The 15,407-nt window shown below is 50.2% G+C and carries 18 protein-coding genes; 16 read left to right on the plus strand and 2 right to left on the minus strand.

Annotated features, from left to right (window positions below; all coding sequences use genetic code 11):
• Nucleotides 1-45 precede the first annotated feature (45 nt).
• Nucleotides 46-897 carry an MBL fold metallo-hydrolase gene (locus tag HWQ14_RS15485; protein WP_064910686.1) on the minus strand — a complete coding sequence of 284 codons (852 nt, stop codon included), beginning with the start codon at nucleotides 895-897 and terminating at the stop codon, nucleotides 46-48.
• A gap of 600 nt (nucleotides 898-1,497) precedes the next feature.
• Here HWQ14_RS15485 and HWQ14_RS15490 point away from each other — a divergent pair.
• The 15 genes from HWQ14_RS15490 to lysC all read left to right on the plus strand — a co-directional run bounded on the left by HWQ14_RS15490 (nucleotide 1,498) and on the right by lysC (nucleotide 13,224).
• Entirely contained in the window at nucleotides 1,498-2,679 is a 1,182-nt protein-coding gene (locus HWQ14_RS15490) for an MFS transporter (RefSeq protein WP_245166405.1), read from the plus strand.
• 238 nt (nucleotides 2,680-2,917) lie between these two features.
• Nucleotides 2,918-3,697 (plus strand): MBL fold metallo-hydrolase, encoded by a 780-nt coding sequence (locus HWQ14_RS15495; protein ID WP_176610199.1) that lies wholly within the window; start codon nucleotides 2,918-2,920, stop codon nucleotides 3,695-3,697.
• A gap of 124 nt (nucleotides 3,698-3,821) precedes the next feature.
• Nucleotides 3,822-4,802, plus strand: a complete 981-nt coding sequence (locus HWQ14_RS15500) for a GlxA family transcriptional regulator (RefSeq protein ID WP_176611209.1) — start codon at nucleotides 3,822-3,824, stop codon at nucleotides 4,800-4,802.
• A gap of 491 nt (nucleotides 4,803-5,293) precedes the next feature.
• Nucleotides 5,294-5,512: a hypothetical protein gene (locus tag HWQ14_RS15505; protein WP_176610200.1), complete on the plus strand. Its 219-nt coding sequence runs from the start codon at nucleotides 5,294-5,296 to the stop codon at nucleotides 5,510-5,512.
• A 420-nt stretch (nucleotides 5,513-5,932) separates the two neighbouring features.
• Nucleotides 5,933-7,909 (plus strand): alkyl/aryl-sulfatase, encoded by a 1,977-nt coding sequence (locus HWQ14_RS15510; protein WP_176610201.1) that lies wholly within the window; start codon nucleotides 5,933-5,935, stop codon nucleotides 7,907-7,909.
• Between the two features lie 252 nt (nucleotides 7,910-8,161).
• Nucleotides 8,162-8,386 carry a DinI family protein gene (locus HWQ14_RS15515; protein WP_176610202.1) on the plus strand — a complete coding sequence of 75 codons (225 nt, stop codon included), beginning with the start codon at nucleotides 8,162-8,164 and terminating at the stop codon, nucleotides 8,384-8,386.
• 388 nt (nucleotides 8,387-8,774) lie between these two features.
• Nucleotides 8,775-9,377, plus strand: coding sequence for a DUF1367 family protein (locus HWQ14_RS15520; protein ID WP_176610203.1), 603 nt, complete (start codon nucleotides 8,775-8,777; stop codon nucleotides 9,375-9,377).
• A gap of 4 nt (nucleotides 9,378-9,381) precedes the next feature.
• A complete protein-coding gene (locus HWQ14_RS23315) occupies nucleotides 9,382-9,582 on the plus strand; it encodes a hypothetical protein (protein WP_245166407.1) in 201 nt (66 codons plus the stop codon).
• Nucleotides 9,583-9,584: 2 nt separating this feature from the next.
• Entirely contained in the window at nucleotides 9,585-9,947 is a 363-nt protein-coding gene (rusA, locus tag HWQ14_RS15525; protein ID WP_176610204.1) for a crossover junction endodeoxyribonuclease RusA, read from the plus strand.
• Nucleotides 9,944-10,777: an antitermination protein gene (locus HWQ14_RS15530; protein WP_176610205.1), complete on the plus strand. Its 834-nt coding sequence runs from the start codon at nucleotides 9,944-9,946 to the stop codon at nucleotides 10,775-10,777. Before rusA ends, HWQ14_RS15530 begins: the two co-directional genes overlap by 4 nt.
• Before the next feature lie 731 nt (nucleotides 10,778-11,508).
• Nucleotides 11,509-11,709 (plus strand): hypothetical protein, encoded by a 201-nt coding sequence (locus HWQ14_RS15535; RefSeq protein WP_176610206.1) that lies wholly within the window; start codon nucleotides 11,509-11,511, stop codon nucleotides 11,707-11,709.
• A gap of 287 nt (nucleotides 11,710-11,996) precedes the next feature.
• Entirely contained in the window at nucleotides 11,997-12,221 is a 225-nt protein-coding gene (locus HWQ14_RS15540; protein WP_176610207.1) for a class II holin family protein, read from the plus strand.
• Nucleotides 12,199-12,693 carry a lysozyme gene (locus HWQ14_RS15545; RefSeq protein WP_176610208.1) on the plus strand — a complete coding sequence of 165 codons (495 nt, stop codon included), beginning with the start codon at nucleotides 12,199-12,201 and terminating at the stop codon, nucleotides 12,691-12,693. The genes HWQ14_RS15540 and HWQ14_RS15545 overlap by 23 nt, the downstream gene beginning before the upstream one ends.
• Nucleotides 12,690-13,067 (plus strand): DUF2570 domain-containing protein, encoded by a 378-nt coding sequence (locus HWQ14_RS15550; RefSeq protein WP_176610209.1) that lies wholly within the window; start codon nucleotides 12,690-12,692, stop codon nucleotides 13,065-13,067. Before HWQ14_RS15545 ends, HWQ14_RS15550 begins: the two co-directional genes overlap by 4 nt.
• Nucleotides 13,030-13,224, plus strand: coding sequence for an Rz1-like lysis system protein LysC (lysC, locus tag HWQ14_RS23510; RefSeq protein WP_432418024.1), 195 nt, complete (start codon nucleotides 13,030-13,032; stop codon nucleotides 13,222-13,224). Before HWQ14_RS15550 ends, lysC begins: the two co-directional genes overlap by 38 nt.
• A 680-nt stretch (nucleotides 13,225-13,904) precedes the next feature.
• Here the strand turns inward: lysC and HWQ14_RS15555 are convergent.
• Nucleotides 13,905-14,357 (minus strand): hypothetical protein, encoded by a 453-nt coding sequence (locus HWQ14_RS15555; RefSeq protein WP_245166408.1) that lies wholly within the window; start codon nucleotides 14,355-14,357, stop codon nucleotides 13,905-13,907.
• 52 nt (nucleotides 14,358-14,409) lie between these two features.
• On the opposite strand from HWQ14_RS15555, the gene HWQ14_RS15560 reads away from it, so the two are divergent.
• The gene (locus tag HWQ14_RS15560; protein WP_176610210.1) at nucleotides 14,410-15,390 is read left to right on the plus strand and encodes a terminase small subunit; all 981 of its coding nucleotides are present in this window, start codon (nucleotides 14,410-14,412) and stop codon (nucleotides 15,388-15,390) included.
• The last annotated feature ends 17 nt before the right edge of the window (nucleotides 15,391-15,407 follow it).

The following is a 15,407-nucleotide window of genomic DNA, read 5'->3' on the forward strand; positions in this document are numbered from 1 at the left end:
AGCTTGAGCAGGCTGGCTCTATAAAGTTCATGCTGTTATTAATAATTAAAGGTTTACGGTCTCGCCATCATTCGGAACAACTACACGGTCATCAATCTTGTTTTCTTTGATATAGGCACGCATATCTGCGCGGCTGACGGTTGTGTGGTTTACGGCATCCATATGCACCGTAATGATTTTTGCCTGCGGCAACATTTCGTAGGCGTGACGGACATCTTTTGTGCCCATAATAATGCCTGCGTCAGGGAAATTCAGGTTGCGGGCATCACCGGTATTCAGCACTAACACATCTGGTTTGTATTTCACGATTGCCTTGTTCACTTCGGCATTCCAAAGGGTATCGCCGGCAACATAGACGGTTTTATGACCTTTTGCCGTGAAAACGACGCCCATGGCTTCGCCGAGGATCTCGCTGAGTGACGAGGCAAACATTTCGTCAGTACCGTGAGCACCGTGCGTTTTAACCACCGTCACATCGCCGAATTGCATTGTACCATTCAGGACTTTGACGTTTTTAAAACCCTGACTCCGGATTAATTTTGCATCATCTTCATGCTGGGCGATGATGAGAATATCTTTAGGCAACTTTTTCTGGGCTTCCGGATCCCAGTGGTCAAGGTGCGTATGGGTGACAATGATCCCTTCCACACCCTTATAGGTATCTTCAATGCTTACCGGCAGTTCAACGAGAGGGAATCGCAGCTGGCTGTTGTGTGTATTCTCAAAACCGGGATAGGCGTCTTTTTTACCCAGCATCGGATCGATAAGAAATGTTTTACCCGCAATTTCTATTCTGCCGGTTGCATTGCGGATTTGCTGATAATGATCGGCGGCAAAAGCAGAGGACATTAATGTCGCACTCAGCACCACGGCAGCGAATAATTTATTCATGTTCATTCTGACTCCAGATGAGATATTGATACTACGATACAGTCTGCCATCAGCAGACATTTAAAAATAATATGGGAAATAATTATGCCTGTATCTGATGCCTGATTAGTTCCCGACTGGCTTTTATTTCTCGTCAATAATAGGGGATACCCTACTGATATGCCTGTGCCCACAGAGACAACTTTCGATGGTATCGGGTCATTCTTTATTTCGCAGACGAAGAGTATGAAAGAACCTGGCACTGACCGGACCACCTGCCTGTAGGGCATATGTCCCCCTGGCTTCACAATTTCTTTCCTGCTTCGCAGGGAATTTTCAGCACTGGCACGACAGGCGTTTGCAGGTGTACCTCCGGGCCTCGCTGCTGAATTGACCCGTTTTCATTGCTAATTGGCTGTGAGCCCTCTCACGTGTGTCCTGTGGTGCTCCGTATACTCCTTTCACCATGAGTGGGCGGATGAGCGGCTGCTTAACGTTGTCGTTATTTCCCTCTGCCCGGGACCCGGTCGGATACTGTGTCATCTGGTTTTCTTCAGGCGGGTAAATGCCGGGCTGAGGCTTCCCGTCTGCTTAATTTCATTCCGGAGTTTCACTAACATGAGAAATATGCGTCAGCAGGTCCTGATACTTGCGGGATCACAGGCTATCTTTCAGTCGATATCGGTACTGATAATGACAATAGGCGGACTGGCGGGGGCCCTCCTGACGCCTGATCCTTCACTGGTGACGGTCCCCATTTCAATGGCAAGCCTGGGCACCGTACTGGTGATGTTTCCCGCCTCTTTATGGATGGAGCGGGCAGGCAGAAAAACAGGATTCATTACCGGTACCCTGAGCGGGATTATGGCCGCCGTCATTTCCATGGTGGCCATGATCCAGCATTCATTCATCCTGCTGTGCCTGGGGATGTTTTTTCTGGGAATATACCAGGCCTTTGCGCAGTTTTTCCGTTTTGCTGCGGGTGAAGTTGCGCTGCCGGCATTCCGTACCCGGGCCATTTCGCTGGTTCTGGCTGGGGGTGTAGTTGCTGCCCTGTTAGGCCCGTTCCTGGCCAGCTACGGAAGCACACTTTTCAGCGTGACCTATATGGGGTCATTCCTCTTTATGGCAGTGCTGGCTTCGCTGGGGTTACTCCTGCTGTCGCGTTTACAGATTTCCGCACAAATCGATGACCCGTCAGCACAGACCGGCACCCGTCCGTGGTGCAGGGTCATTTCCCAGCCGTCTTATCTTGTGGCGCTTTTTTCCGGTGCTTCAGGGTTTGGCATTATGGTACTTGGACTGACCGCCACTCCCATTGCCATGAAACACTATGGGTTTGAACTCCCGCAGATCGCTTTGGTTATCCAGCTTCACATCCTGGGGCGTTTCGTTCCTTCCTTTTTCACCGGAAGACTCATCGACCGGTTCGGTGTTACTACCATTATGCTGGTGGGGATCCTGCTTCTCCTTGCTTATATTGCGCTTGTGCTGTCCGGCGTCACGTGGGGTTATTTTGCCGGTGCGCTGATCCTGATGGGGATAGGCTGGAATTTTCTTTACGTCGGAGGGACCAGCCTGCTGGCAACGACCTACTCGGCAGCAGAAAAAGGTGTGGCTCAGGCGGCAAATGACATGAGTGTCTTTATCTTTAGTCTGATTTGTTCCCTGGGGGCTGGCCCACTGCTCAACACATTTGGCTGGAAAACCATGCACCTCATCCTGGTTCCCTGGATCATCAGCCTGATTGCACCGGTGCTGTGTTTGATCTGGCATAAGAGGCGTGTGGTCAGATCGGCTCTTAAATAAGTCTGTTGTCCCGCTAGCACCTTACAAGTCATTCCGCGTAAATGAAATTACTGCGCGACTGCTGAAATCCCGCAGGCGCTGCTGTCAGATACAGGTTGACCTGATTTCATCGCCTAATGACCTGTGAGCGTGTCACGCCCGCCGCGATCACTGTTTATAGTAAATCCATCTTCCATCCGTGGTCTGATCATCATGGGCGGGATATGGCTTAAAATCTGATGAATCACTGGAGAGAGAAATGAAGTTAACGCAAGTCCGTAATGCCACCCTCATGCTGGAATACGCCGGTAAGAAATTCCTCATCGACCCAATGCTGGCAGAAAAAGACGCATGGGATGGTTTTGCCGGAAATGCGCGTCCGCACCTTCGCAACCCCATGGTACCGCTGCCTATGGCGGTTGAGACGCTGCTTAACGTTGATGCGGTGATCCTGACGCACACGCATACTGACCACTGGGACGAAGCTGCACAGAAGGCGGTGCCCAAAGACATGCTTATCTATACTCAGGACGAAAATGATGCTGCACTGATTCGTTCTCAGGGATTTGTTAATATCCGAGTAATGAAAGATGAAAACCATTTCGTGAGTGGTCTGACGATCTACAAAACTGATGGTCAGCATGGCAGCAATGATCTCTACGCAGATACCGTCTGGGGGGAGTTACTCGGCGATGCCTGTGGGCTGGTATTTACTCACCACGATGAAAAAACGCTTTATATCGCAGGGGATACCGTCTGGGTAAAACCTTATGTAAAAAGCCTAAAGCGTTTTCGCCCGGACGTTGTAGTGTTGAATACCGGCTATGCGGTTAACGATCTTTACGGACCAATCATCATGGGTAAAGAGGACACGCTGCGTACCCTGGCGATGCTGCCTGAAACAACCATCGTTGCTTCGCACATGGAGGCGATTAACCACTGTCTGCTCACCCGCGCCGAGCTGCGTGAATTTACCCTTGAGCACGGCATTGACAACCAGGTACGGATCCCGGCTGACGGAGAGACCCTCTCATTCTGATGGTCAGGATACTTCCGTTCCGGAAGATACTTTGGAACCGGCCACGGCTGTCATAAAGTCGGTCCGTATAAACGTAGCAGCGACCGGAATTCCGGTCGCTGCAACTGACGAAAAGGTAAATATGATGTCTGCTCTGACAGTTGCTGTCATTGTCACTGACGGTTTTAGCCCGTTTCACTTTTCTGTACCCTGCATTATTTTCGGTGCCTCAATGCCGGAACCGGAGCTGTTCCGTGTCGAAATCTGTGCTCGGGAGCCGGGTATGGTGCATTCTGATATCGGACTAGCCATCAATGTGGAACATGGGCTGGAAAGCCTTGATATTGCCGATATTATCATCGTCCCTTACTGGCATAATCCTGATAAAAAACCAGACCAGGCACTGCTGGATAAGCTGATCAGTGCGTGGCAGCGTGGCGCACAGGTGGTGGGCCTTTGCTTGGGCACCTATGTGCTGGCTTATACGGGTCTGCTCGACGGACACCGTGCTGCAACACATTGGGAGTATGAACAGGATTTCACAGCACGCTTTCCTGAAGTTCACCTGGACAGCAATTCGCTGTATACCAGTGACGAACGGCTGATTACCTCTGCCGGCACTGCTGCGGGTATCGACTGCTGTCTGAGTATTATCCGGGACCATTACGGTTCGGCCGTTGCCAACCGGGTGGCCCGGAGGATGGTTGTTCCGCCTTATCGGGAAGGCGGTCAGGCTCAGTTTATTGAACGTCCTGTCCCGGAGACTACACGGGACAACAAAATGAATGAATTAATGGATTATCTGCGCCGCAATCTTGACAAACCTCATGGCCTGGATTCGCTTGCCGGATTTGTCAGCATGAGCCGGCGAACGCTGACCCGTCACTTTCTGAAGGCCACCGGTACAACTCTGGCAGACTGGATCAACGCGGAACGGCTTCAGCGAAGCCAGGAATTGCTGGAGACTACCAGCCACAGTATTGAAAAGGTCGCTGAGATGGCCGGATTTCAGTCACCCGTTTCATTTCGTCAAAGCTTTAAGTCAAAATTTAGCGTGAGTCCCAGCGAATGGCGCCGCGCATTCCGGGGACCTGATCTGGTAGACCGACAAAATGACCGGGTATGACAGCGAATTGGTAATTGAATCTTCACGGATACTGCACAGCAGATTTAGGACACCCCTTCCGGACGCAGCGGTCCACTCAGCCAATTAATGAAGCAAATTTTAGCTTTATGCGATCCGCGGCAGGATGAACGGTTTTAAGCCCGCTCCAGCTTCGGCATTAACATTTTTCCAGTTCCGGTGGGTTTTGTTGTAAGAACTGTCCCCAAAGCCTTACAAACTGAGGCGTTAGTAACATCCGCTTCTGGCACAAAGCTGACGTCCATTCCTGCGTCAGATCGTTAAAACTACTATAAGTCGAGCTAGTAGCTCTCTGTATGACGTGGCGCTTATGCGTCATGCTAGAAAACCAACTTAGATGTTCACTGAAAGCCCGGTTACCCTGGCTAAACGACCCTTAGAAAATTCTAAGGCGAAATATTCACATAATATTATCCATTGCGTGCTATAAACGAGGTTGCAAAAACGCCAAAATGGCGGTAAAGAGACATGGCATGAAATTACGAATCACAAGAGCTATCGGCCTCAACAAGTATTCGCCACGTTGGGTTAAGGTTATCTGTTTACGGCTAACAAAAAATGAGATTGAGCGCTCCCTTAACGCTCTTCTGACCAACATCGATGAATCTGCTCTCTCTCCGGAGCAAGTGAAAGCATTGAGGGAATGTGTCGATAAAATTAACCTTGCAAGGGGGAAGGGCATGAAGGCTTAAGAACTTATAATTAAGGTTGGCCACTGCATACACTACTTAAAGCACATTTATGTGAAAAATCCGAAATGTAGTATTACTTGCTATCTATATTTTGTTTTGACACGCAAATGTGTGTTAAGTCACAGTTCTGGTTATAGAAAACATTAAACAACTTACAATAATTGTTAAAATCGACGCTGAGAAACATGTTTTTTTTGTTTATTGCGCAGTTTACTCGAATGGAAGCCTTGTAATAACAATTGCTTGTGAGATATTCAGTAAGTTTATTATTTTGTGTAGTCTATTTCGGTGATTTATCAATATTTTATTATGCGGTTTCAAACTTGCTGATTATGTTACCGGGGTTATATTTACTCGTGACTCTTACAGTAATTCATCTCTAACAAAACCGCATATGCACCAGAACGTCGAGAGGTCTTGATGAAATTTAACATGATAGTGAGGAGCCTTGCCTTTGCAGGTATTCTGGGCTCAGTTAGTATGCCCCTTTGGGCTGCTGAGGCATCTAAAGACGCAACAGCACCTACGCAACAAGCTAACAATGCCTTGTACAATCAACTTCCTTTCTCTGATAACACTGATTTCACCAATGCCCACAAAGGATTCATCGCTCCACTACCTCAGGAAGTCATCAAGGGAGAACAAGGGAATGTAATCTGGAATCCTCAGCAATATTCTTTTATCAAAGAAGGGGATAAAGCCCCTGATACAGTTAATCCAAGTCTTTGGCGTCAATCACAACTGATTAACATTAGCGGCCTGTTTGAGGTGACCGAGGGCGTCTATCAGATCCGCAACCTCGACCTGTCAAACATGACCATTATTGAAGGTAAAGAAGGCATTACAGTTGTCGACCCGCTGGTTTCGGCGGAAACGGCCAAAGTCGGGATGGATCTTTACTATAAAAATCGCGGCAAGAAACCCGTCGTCGCTATCATCTATACCCATAGCCACGTTGACCACTACGGCGGCGTGCGCGGCGTAGTGGACGAAGGCGACGTGAAGTCCGGCAAGGTGAAGGTTTATGCGCCTGCCGGGTTTATGGAAGTCGCCGTGGCGGAGAATATAATGGCAGGTAACGTCATGAGCCGCCGCGCAAGCTATATGTACGGCAACCTGCTGAAGCCCGATGCGAAAGGCCAGGTTGGCGCGGGTCTGGGAACCACCACCTCAGCCGGCACGGTTACGCTGATTGCCCCGACCAATATCATTGAGAAAGATGGTCAGAAAGAGGTCATTGACGGCCTGACCTACGATTTCATGCTCGCCCCGGGCTCTGAAGCGCCGTCAGAAATGCTCTGGTACATCGAAGAGAAAAAGCTGATCGAGTCTGCCGAAGACGTCACCCATACGCTGCATAACACCTACTCCCTGCGCGGTGCGAAAATTCGTGAACCGCTGCCATGGTCGAAATACATCAACCAGGCCATTGTACGCTGGGGTGATAAGGCCGACGTCATTATGGCGCAGCACCACTGGCCGACCTGGGGCAATGAAAATGTGGTTAACCTGCTGAAAAGCCAGCGCGACCTGTATCGCTACATTAACGACCAGACCCTGCGCATGGCGAATGAAGGGCTGACGCGTGACGAGATCGCCGCCAACTTCAAGCTGCCGAACTCCCTGGCCAATACCTGGGCCAACCGAGGCTATTACGGTTCAGTCAGCCATGACGTCAAAGCCACCTACGTGCTCTATTTAGGCTGGTTTGACGGCAACCCCGCGACCCTGGATGAACTGCCGCCTGAAGAAGCCGCGAAGAAATTTGTGGAGTATATGGGAGGCGCGGATGCCATCCTGAGCAAAGCGAAAACCGACTTTGACCAGGGGAACTACCGCTGGGTGGCTCAGGTGGTCAGCAAAGTGGTCTTTGCCGATCCAAATAATCAGGCCGCGCGAAACCTGGAAGCGGATGCGCTGGAGCAGCTGGGTTATCAGGCTGAATCAGGCCCGTGGCGTAACTTCTACCTGACCGGCGCCCAGGAGCTGCGTAACGGCGTGGTGAAAGGACCGACCCCGAACACCGCCAGCCCGGATACCGTGCGCGCGATGACGCCAGAAATGTTCTTTGACTATCTGGCGGTGCACATTAACGGTGAAAAAGCGGCGGATGCAAAATCGGTGTTTAACATCGACCTCGGCAGCGACGGCGGTAAATACAAGCTGGAACTGGAAAATGGCGTGCTGAACCACACGGCGAACGCCGAAGCGAAAGACGCTGACGCGACCGTGACCCTCAACCGCGATACGCTGAATAAAATCATCCTGAAAGAAGTGACGCTTAAACAGGCGCAGGATAATGGCGATATCAAAGTGACCGGCGATGCCGCAAAACTTGATGCCATGCTTGGTTATATGGATAAATTTGATTTCTGGTTCAATATTGTTACGCCTTAATACTTTACCCTGTGGGAGCCCTCTCTCACAGGGTAATTTTTCCATGAGTTAACAATCAGTATGTGTTTTTACTAATGAGTTAACCCTTCTGCGAGTTCTTCTCTCCGCCCTACAAAATGTTTCCTGGGATACCAAGGGATTGAAAATACACTCTCTTTTGCTTTTTGTGCTGACAAAACATTGCAAAATTCGGGTGATACGCTTATAACTGCGTACTGTATATGTATACAGTAATTAATTGCGGAGGGAAAAATGAAAATCGAGCTAACCATTGATCGCATGAAGAAAATTTCTGATGGAGCTATACCTGCGCTCGAGTCAGAACTGCTGAAAAGGCTCAGCAAGCAGTTTGATGATTGCCAGTTTACGATTAAGCGTGCCAGCCATGATGGGCTGACTATTTTCGGGGGTGACAAGAAAGAGGTCGAACATATCATGCAGGAGACCTGGGAAAGCGCGGACGAGTGTTTTTATTAATCGCGTGAATTTGACTGGAGCAGTTTCAAAGAGTATCGCTGTTTGCGTTCCCCTGGCTGTTCCCGATTACTGTTTACCGCGTCAATAAGTCGCTCTGGGGGAAATAGTGTGTAGTGCAGATGCCTTTAATGCAGATGATCAATGGTACGACGTGGTCAGAAGGGCCGATAAAGCAGTTATCTATAGCTTCCCCGCGGACGGGAGATATCTGGTTTATCGAGTAAATGGAATAGTTTCATTACGACCGTTACTCGACGAGGAAAAAATCTTCACTCTCAACGGGTTTATGCAATTTGCAAAACGACTGGGGTACCGAGTTACACCACCGTCTGATATTATTCTTTCATAGGCCTGAACAACCTATACCTGATGCGCCACGGAGATAACCATGGCGCTAGAATTACAACTTATCAAACAACACTCAGGAATACTGATCCCGGCAACGCCCGAGACCAGCGATATCCTGCAATCGAAAACCCGGCTCGGCGATGTTCTTGTTGCCGAGTTCAGGCGGGTACGAAACCCGGCATTTCACCGTCGCTTTTTCGCGCTTCTCAGCCTCGGTTTTAAATATTGGGAACCAACCGGCGGGGCTATCTCGAGTAACGAGCGGAAGCTGATAACCGGCTACGCCAAGTTCCTGGCTTCGTATGGCGGGAATGAGGGCGCGCTGATCGATGCAGCCGAGCAGTATCTTGAGCAAGTTGCTTACCGGCGCGTCACAAATGGCATTAGCTTGTGCAAATCCTTCGATGCTTACCGCTCATGGGTAATCGTCGAGGCAGGGCACTTTGATGCTATTCAGCTACCTGACGGAACACTTAAAAAGCACCCTCGTAGCATCTCATTCGCCAACATGGACGAGCTCGAGTTTCAGCAGCTCTATAAAGCTGCGCTCGATGTTCTTTGGCGCTGGGTCCTTTCTCGTTCATTCCGCAGTCGCGATGAAGCCGAAAATGTCGCCGCGCAGCTGCTTGACTTTGCGGGGTGATGGAATGAAGAAGAGCTGGTTCCATCATACCGACTGCAGCACCGAACAGGCCGACGAACTAGTTAAGCGTTACACTGCGCGCGGCGTGCGCGTTGAGCGCAGCCTAAACCAGGATTACGTGACCTGGACTGTCAGTGCATTCCTGCCGACCTCAAATACACCAGCGCGCCCGGACAGTCGCTGGCGAAACCGGATGTGGGGGTGAACGTGAAGACATATCAAATCACTTTGCCTTGGCCGCCGAGTAACAACCGGTATTACCGGCACAACCGCGGGCGCACGCACATTAGCGCCGATGGTGTCGCGTACCGCTATGCAGTCGCCAGCGTCATTCGAAGCGCCCGGCTTAATATTCGGACAGCTGCACCACTCAAAATCCGAATTGAATGTCACATGCCCGACCGCCGACGCCGCGATCTGGATAACCTGCAGAAAGCTGCATTCGACGCTTTAACCAAGGCGGGGTTCTGGCTGGATGACCGCCAGGTTGTGGATTATCGCGTTGTGAAAATGCCTGTCGTTAAGGGCGGAAAATTAGAACTCACCATCACCGAGCTGGAGACCGCATGAATCTTGAAAGCACCCTCAAATATCACTTCGCCAAATCAACAATGATTAGCGACTCTCCGCGCGCTACGGCGTCAAATTCATTAAGCGGAACGGATATCATGGCCGCTATGGGCATGACACAGGAACGGGCCGCCATGGGTTACAGCGCTTTTCTCGGGAAGATGGGGATCAGCAACAATGACCGGAAGAGGGCGATCGAACTGCTGGCCCAGTACGCGTTGACTAAGTGCGATCGGGTGCCTGCGCTGCGCAAACTGGATCAAGGGGTTAAACCACTGGTGATGCATCAGCTGGCTGCCTTCGCGTTTGAAGACTATTCCCGCAGCGCTGCCAGCGTGAAGCAGTGCGATGGCTGCAAAGGGGAAGGGTTTATTGACGCTGAGGTTTTCAGCATGAAGTCTCACACTCCGGCAAGAGAGAAGAGGTTTGTGAAGATGTCTCTGAATATGGACGTCAAAGGCATTTTTCCTTCTGAGTATGAAGTACGCAGGAAGGTCAAGGAGGTGGCGCGCGTTCTGTGCCCTCAGTGTAAGGGCAAGAAGGTTGTAAGTTGTGCCTGTAGAGATTGCCATGGACGCGGGAAAGCCGTTAATCAGGTTCTTACTGAACAGCAGGGTGTGCCGGTTCTGGCTGACTGTAAGCGCTGCTGCGGGCGCGGGTACGAGCGGATCCCCTCTACCGAGGCATACGCCGCGGTGTGCCAGATAACGGATGCAATCAGCCTCGATACCTGGAAGAAGTCTGTTAAGCCATTCTACGACCAGCTCATCACCAAGTTTGATATCGAAGAGGCGTGGGCTGATGCGCAGCTGAAGCAGATAACAAAATAGGGCGTGAATTTATCGTGAGCTATTTACTTTTCCCTAAACTGTGGTAATTTTGGTCTAACGATGGGCTTTATATATCCATAGTTAAAAATTCTGAACCTCGCCTCGGCGGGGTTTTTATTATTTTGTAAATAGTAAATTAAATGTATCTTTTAAGCACTATGCCACGTAGAGTGCTCGGGTGGTGAATCCCCCTAAGCGGTGGGGCGGCTAGGCAAAACCAGTCGGGTTTATGGAACGCGGTTCTGTGGTCTAGCGCAGAGTCACCGGGAGGCACCCGGCACCACAACTTTAATTTCTTTATTTTTAGGCTGCCCAAAGGCAGCTTTTTTGCTTTATGACCTACCTCTTGCACAACCAGCTCAACCTAGAATGAGCCTGTGTTTACGGTTGGGCTAAGAACTTTCTTAAAAAATTTGGGAAGCACAAACCATTTGGCATATGTTTCATCAAAGGAACTATCTTTTAATAGGCATTTGATAATGCTCTCGATACTGAAAACACTGGGTGGGGATACACCCGCTTCGCAGAGACAACTGCATGACCCATGACCAGCAGCTTATTGCTGGTCTTTTTTTTCGCCATCAGCTCAACTGGAAAGAACACGGAGCTGTGCTTATTGCTTGACACCTCGATGGCGGTCCAAGGCATTACTTAATTAACGATTTAGTATTTCTAACACCAACACTCACACCGCTGCCATATAATCAAATCCTCACACCGAGGAGATGGCAATGAAAGAAGGTTTCTACTGGATACAGCACAACGGCATAATGCAGGTTGCTTACTACACCGCCGGTGTTACCGAGGACCTTGAAACGGGCCAGACAATAACTGGTGTCTGGCATCTGACTCGAGGTGATGATATTTGTCACAATGGTGAGGCAGAAATAATCAGCGGGCCGCTGCATGCCCCTTTAAGCACTGATTGCTAATTCCAAAAGCACTGACATCTATAATATTCCGCGCCACTGGCCTCGTCGCCAATGGACGGCGGTAAGTTGGAATTATCCGCGAGGTCAGTCCAAATCCCTCTAGCCCCGGCATAAAGCCGGGGCTTTTTTGTATCTGAGTCGTAGCTATGTGGACTTTGATGCGCTGATGCTGCGGCTTTTTTATTTCAGGCTCTTGGCCATCACACTCGACCATTCTTGTTGTTAGTACAAGCCCGAGAGCCTGATCGTCCCTATCAATAACACCTCGGGACTATCGGAGGTGAGAGATGTTACGAATGGATAAAATAACTACCGGCGCCGCTTACGGGGCTTCTGCGGGGAGCGTGTTAAACGGCATTCTGAACGCATACAGCCCTGAGCAGTGGAACGCCATAGGCGTGCTGGTGGGCATAGTTATCGCTGTACTTACGTATGTTACGAATTTGTATTTCAAGATCCGTGAAGAAAACCGCCGAAGCAGGAGCCGAGATGAACCCGACACTCAGAAATAAGCTGGTGGGTGCCATTGTTGGCGGATCCGGAGCAATCTCTATTGCAGCTGTCATGCTGGGCAATGCAGATGGCCTGGAAGGGCGACGATATTACGCCTATCAGGATATCGTCGGCGTCTGGACTGTTTGCGATGGTCACACCGGCGCTGACGTTCGCCGCGGTCATCGCTACACCGATAAAGAATGTGACGCTTTGCTTCAATCCGACCTGCGTAAGGTGGCAAATGCTATCGACCCGCTGATCAAAGTTCGCATTCCTGAACCTACCCGCGCCGCGCTTTACACCTTCACCTACAACGTTGGCTCTGGTGCTTTCGCCAGCTCCACGCTGCTGAAGAAGCTGAACGCCGGTGACGTGTTGGGAGCATGCAAAGAACTGCAACGATGGACGTATGCAGGCGGCAAGCAGTGGAAGGGCCTGGTAACCCGGCGTGAGATTGAACGTGAAGTTTGCGAGTGGGGCCAGAAATGAGCCGATTTACAGCAATCATTTGCGCTGTCGTTATCTGTCTGCTGGTTTTCATGGCCTGGGCTATTAACCACTACCGTGGCAATGCGATTACCTATAGAGACCAGCGCGATAAAGCGACGGTCAGGGCAGATACATCAGAAGCGATCACCAACAACGTGATCATCGCAATGAACCTCATCCGTGACATTTCACAGGCAACTCAGAATGCAAAGAACGACTTGGCCCAAAAGGGCGAGACGCAAATTGTCTACATCAGGCAGGAGCTTGAAGGTGATCTGTGCGCTAAGCAGCTTGTTCCTTCTGCCGCAGCTAACAGCCTGCGGGAATACGCAGACAGTGTACGTACCGGCGCCGCTGGTACCGATAAGCGCTGACCTGACCGCAGATACCCCAATCCCCGGAATGGTGGTTCCGTTCACGTGGCAGGCGAGTCTGGAGTTAAACGCTCAGCTCATAACGGCGCTAGGGCAATGCAATCTTGATAAAGCAGCAATACGTAAAATTGAAAAGGAAAGGCAGCACGTAAAATAATCATTGTTCGCAGGGGGCGGCAACCCGACCGAATTCCAGGAGGACTGGGATAAGCAGACCGATGTAAAATAGAACCTCATCCATGAGGCTCTGACACCGTCTCTCCTCTGGACTTTAACCGTAGCAAAGTCTCACAACTCCGCACTCGATCGGCATTCATGTGTTACAGTTAGACCGTGGTGAATCCCCCTCAGCGGCGGGGCTAATTAACCTGACGACTCTTCTTCATGAGGGCATCGTGAATTTCTGAAGCAAGCGGGTCATGGTTGGTTAACCTAAAGGCTCACCGGGAGGCACCCGGCACCACATCTATACGAACCGCAGATCATCAACTGGTAGGCTGGATAATACTTATCGCGAATAAGTGATAAAAAATGCCCCCAACTAGGAGGGCAAAAGGAGTCTCAGTTCTACTTGCTCTTTTTATAGATGGTTCCCTGGAGATGGCAATCTCCTCATCAGAGTCTTGAAGAGCTTGGCAGTCAGCCAGTAATCAACAAGCGTAAGCGTAAAGCATTAGGAATTTCCTTAGGTTAACGGTATTCGATAGTTTTTACTTGTTGCATATGCATTACCTGACATCCTCTTTAAGCAGATTGCATTTCACTTGAAATTACATGTATTAAAAGGAATGTGTCAAACTGCGTTCTCCCATAAAAAATGCCCCTGGTGCGGGGCAATTATGAGTTGCTCTTTGGAGCAACTTTATCCAACTGCTTTGCAGATAGCTCTGCTTTCAACTTAGAAAGCAATGACGCTTCAATTGCATTTAACATGGACTCGGTTTGTGCATTGAACCCAGTGAATTTAATCACGCGTTTTGTTACTTTTCCTTTTTCGGCACTGGCATCCAAGCCGAAATCAGCGGCACTAACCTTTGCACCCAATCCGCCCTTGAGGGAGTTTCCGTAATACTCTTCAATTTCTACAGTTTCAGAAATCAGGGTTCTTCTGGCGATCGCTAATTCTTGTTCAATCTTTGCATAAGCATGAAGAGACTCAGCGGTTATCTCGTCTCCCTCCAGAGCGCCAGAGGTTCCTTTAATATCCGGATTTTTAAGTGCCGGTTCTTCGACTCCAGGAACGCTCAACGTCGCCATTCTGACGATGGTAGAAAGTAGTACATCCATCATAGTAAACCTCCACAATTTTTCATCAGCATAACAAGTAAATATAGGAATCAAAATGGCAAAACCGGACTGGGGTGAGCTTCAGCAACGGTTCCTGTCCGAACATGCCGCAACCGGCGTAACACCAAAGGAATGGTGTGAAGCGCAGGGACTGAATTACGCTACCGCCCGTCGATATATCAAAAAACATTCTGCGCAAAAATCTGCGCATAAAAAAGTGCGCACTGCGCAGAAAGATAAAAGCGCAGATGAGCTGGTGGCTATAAAGCTAAGCGCGAAGGTAAAGCAATTTATTGCTGAATACCTGAAGGATAATAACGCCACGGCAGCCGCTGCACGTGCTGGTTATAGTGACCCAAACTATGGTCGTCAGCTAATAGCGAATCCTAACGTTGCGCAGGCAATTGCGCAGCAGCAAAAAGCCTCCATTGAGCGCACGCTTGGCAGTGCCGATGAAGTCCTCGCACAGATGTGGCAGCTTGCCACCTTCGATGCAAACCAACTTTCGCAGTATCGCCGCGGTGCGTGTCGTTACTGCTGGGGCTTCGGCCACCACTATCAGTGGCGTGACGCTGTAGAGTTCGAAGAGGAAACAGCAAAGGCGGAGGGAAGGGAAGGGGCAAGGCTGCCGCAAGATACAGGCGGCTATGGCTACGATCACACCAGAGAGCCTAACCCTGGCTGTCCGCGCTGTAACGGTGACGGCATCGGCCAGCCTTATTTCCCGGATACACGCAAGCTCCCGGCAACTTCTCGGCTCGCTTACTCCGGCGTAAAGATCGGCAAGAATGGCGTCGAGATAACCACTATCAGCCGTGAGCGAATGTTCGAAGCGGTAATGAAGCGGCTTGGCCTGGCGGATAGCGAATTCGCGCAGCGTCTCCAGCAAATCGAAATCGACCGCCGGCAGCTGGAGGTGGAAAAACTCCGCAAAGAGCTGGCCGGTGATGGTGATGATGACGAACCGACTCCAGTGCAGATCAATATCAACGTAGTGGACGCGAGGGCGGAAGATGGGGATCAGCCCGACACTTAACATTCCTCAGGCGCGGT

It is taken from the genome of Enterobacter cloacae, from assembly GCF_013375935.1.
Taxonomy (GTDB): domain Bacteria; phylum Pseudomonadota; class Gammaproteobacteria; order Enterobacterales; family Enterobacteriaceae; genus Enterobacter; species Enterobacter pasteurii.

Coding starts and splice junctions, on each gene's coding strand:
- HWQ14_RS15485 (WP_064910686.1), bottom strand. CDS start 897: ATGAACATGAATAAATTATTCGCTGCCGTGGTGCTGAGTGCGACATTA.
- HWQ14_RS15490 (WP_245166405.1), top strand. CDS start 1,498: ATGCGTCAGCAGGTCCTGATACTTGCGGGATCACAGGCTATCTTTCAG.
- HWQ14_RS15495 (WP_176610199.1), top strand. CDS start 2,918: ATGAAGTTAACGCAAGTCCGTAATGCCACCCTCATGCTGGAATACGCC.
- HWQ14_RS15500 (WP_176611209.1), top strand. CDS start 3,822: ATGTCTGCTCTGACAGTTGCTGTCATTGTCACTGACGGTTTTAGCCCG.
- HWQ14_RS15505 (WP_176610200.1), top strand. CDS start 5,294: ATGAAATTACGAATCACAAGAGCTATCGGCCTCAACAAGTATTCGCCA.
- HWQ14_RS15510 (WP_176610201.1), top strand. CDS start 5,933: ATGAAATTTAACATGATAGTGAGGAGCCTTGCCTTTGCAGGTATTCTG.
- HWQ14_RS15515 (WP_176610202.1), top strand. CDS start 8,162: ATGAAAATCGAGCTAACCATTGATCGCATGAAGAAAATTTCTGATGGA.
- HWQ14_RS15520 (WP_176610203.1), top strand. CDS start 8,775: ATGGCGCTAGAATTACAACTTATCAAACAACACTCAGGAATACTGATC.
- HWQ14_RS23315 (WP_245166407.1), top strand. CDS start 9,382: ATGAAGAAGAGCTGGTTCCATCATACCGACTGCAGCACCGAACAGGCC.
- HWQ14_RS15530 (WP_176610205.1), top strand. CDS start 9,944: ATGAATCTTGAAAGCACCCTCAAATATCACTTCGCCAAATCAACAATG.
- HWQ14_RS15535 (WP_176610206.1), top strand. CDS start 11,509: ATGAAAGAAGGTTTCTACTGGATACAGCACAACGGCATAATGCAGGTT.
- HWQ14_RS15540 (WP_176610207.1), top strand. CDS start 11,997: ATGTTACGAATGGATAAAATAACTACCGGCGCCGCTTACGGGGCTTCT.
- HWQ14_RS15545 (WP_176610208.1), top strand. CDS start 12,199: ATGAACCCGACACTCAGAAATAAGCTGGTGGGTGCCATTGTTGGCGGA.
- HWQ14_RS15550 (WP_176610209.1), top strand. CDS start 12,690: ATGAGCCGATTTACAGCAATCATTTGCGCTGTCGTTATCTGTCTGCTG.
- HWQ14_RS15555 (WP_245166408.1), bottom strand. CDS start 14,357: ATGATGGATGTACTACTTTCTACCATCGTCAGAATGGCGACGTTGAGC.
- HWQ14_RS15560 (WP_176610210.1), top strand. CDS start 14,410: ATGGCAAAACCGGACTGGGGTGAGCTTCAGCAACGGTTCCTGTCCGAA.